1 protein-coding gene is annotated in these 2063 nt (G+C 73.9%); it reads right to left on the bottom strand.

Annotation, left to right across the window (positions count from 1 at the left end; genetic code table 11):
• Positions 1-2063, bottom strand: a 2063-nt coding sequence (locus QIT00_RS38635) for an acyltransferase domain-containing protein (protein ID WP_282540182.1), incomplete at both ends; no start/stop codon positions are given.

Genomic DNA, 2063 nt, shown 5'->3' with positions numbered 1-2063 from the left:
GGCCCCAGGCGGCCGCGGCTGTCGGGTCGGTGACCTTGTCGTCATGGCCGGTGGATACCGCGCCGCGGGTGAGGACGAGCAGGGGTCCGGTGGTGGCGGTGTCCGTGAGGTGGTCCTGCACGGCTGCCAGGACCTGGCCCGTGACCTCGCGCACCGTGCTGCCGCCCGGTACCCGGAAGACCCGGGCCTCAGCCCCCACCTCGCCGGGCAAGGCCTGCTCCCGCGACGTCAGCGCAGACATCGCCCGCCACTCCACCACCAGAAGCGAGTGGTCGGGGTTGGCCGTCGACTGGCCGGCGAGGGGGCGGAGGGTCAGTTCGTCGATGTCCGCCACCGGACCTCCGACGCCGTCCACGAGGGAGAGGGCAGCCGTGTGCTCGCCGGTCGGCGAGATGCGTACCCGCAGGCTGGCGGCACCGACCGCGTGCAGTCGTACCTCGGAGAAGGAGAACGGTACGCGGGGCGCGGTGGCCTCGTCCGTGCCGAGCGCGAGTACCAGGGCGTGCAGGGCGGAGTCGAGCAGCGCCGGGTGCAGGCCGAAGCCGGCCGCTGCGTCGACCGCGTTGCCGTCGGACTGCCCGGCCTCTCCGTTGGCCGGGTGCTCCTGGGCTCCTTCGCTCTCTCCGTCCTGCGGCAGCCGTACCTCTGCGAGGAACTCGCCGTCGGCGGTACGGAAGAGGGAGCGCAGGCCTTGGAAAGCGGGCCCGTACTGGTAGCCGAGCTCCGCCAACCGGGCGTATGCATCGGCGAGTTCGATCCGTTCGACGTCGGAGGGCGGCCAGGACGTGAGCGCATCGGGCAGCGGGGCCGGGGCGAGCGGCGCGGCAGGCGCGAGCGTGCCGCCCGCGTGCTGGGTCCACGGAGCGGGGTTCCCCAGCCCGTAGGCGGCGGCGTCCGTGGCGTCGGTGGCCTCCGTGGTGTCGGTGTGCGGGCGCGAACGGACCGTCACGCTCCTGCGGCCGTCCTCGTCCGGTGCGCCGACCGCCACCTGTACCCGTACCGCGCCGTGCTCGGGCAGCGACAGGGGTGCGGAGAGGGTGAGGTCGTCCAGGTCGGGGCAGCCGGTGCGGTGGCCCGCGTGCAGGGCCAGGTCGACGAAGGCGGTGCCGGGCAGCAGGACCGTGCCGTCCACGGCGTGGTCCGCGAGCCACGGGTGCGTGCGCAGCGAGAGCCGTCCGGTGAACAACAGGCCCTGTCCGTCGCCCAGTTCGACGGCCGCGCCGAGGAACGGGTGTGCCTCGGCGCCGTCCAGGCCGAGACGGGCGAGGTCGCTCATGGCGCGCGACGGCTCCAGCCAGTAGCGGCGCCCTTCGAAGGCATACGTCGGCAGTTCGACGTTCCGGTGCGGGCCGGGCCCGAACACGGCATCCCAGTCGACCGGAAGGCCCCGCACGTGCGCTTCGGCGAGTGCGGCAAGCGCGGCGGCCGGTTCCGGCTCGGCCCGCCGCAGCGTCGGGACCGTCCACGTCTCTTCGGCGCCGTCGAGCGTGGCGGCGGCCGCCGGGGTAAGTGCGGCGTCCGGGCCGATCTCGACAAAGCCGGTGGCGCCCTGGCGGGCGAGTTCACGGGCGGCGTCGGCGAAACGGACGGCTTCGCGGATCTGCCGGGTCCAGTAGTCCGGTGAGGTCAGTTCGGCCGTGCCGGCGGTGGTGCCGGTGACGGTAGACACGATCGGGATGCGCGGCGGGTGGAACTCCACCCGGGCGGCGGTTGCGCGGAACTCGTCGAGCACGGTGTCCATGTGCGGAGAGTGGAAGGCGTGGCTGACCGGGAGGCGGTGGGTGCGGCGGCCCTGGTCGCGCCATTCGGCGGCGAGGCGAAGGACCACGTCCTCGTCGCCGGAGAGCACCACGGAGCGCGGCGCGTTGACGGCCGCCACGGACACGCTGTCCTCAAGTCCGTTGAGGGTAGGGGCGATTTCGTCGTAGGTGGCTTCGACGGCGGCCATGGCGCCGCCCGCGCGGGCGGCTTGCATGAGCCGGCCGCGGGCGGCGACGAGGGTGGTGGCGTCGTCGAGGGTGAGTATTCCGGCGGCGTGGGCGGCGGTGAGTTCGCCGATGGAG

Source organism: Streptomyces luteolus (assembly GCF_029968015.1).
GTDB classification, from domain to species: Bacteria; Actinomycetota; Actinomycetes; order Streptomycetales; family Streptomycetaceae; genus Streptomyces; species Streptomyces luteolus.
The sequence above is the reverse complement of the archived record's forward strand: the minus strand, read 5'-3'. Positions and strand labels throughout refer to the sequence as shown.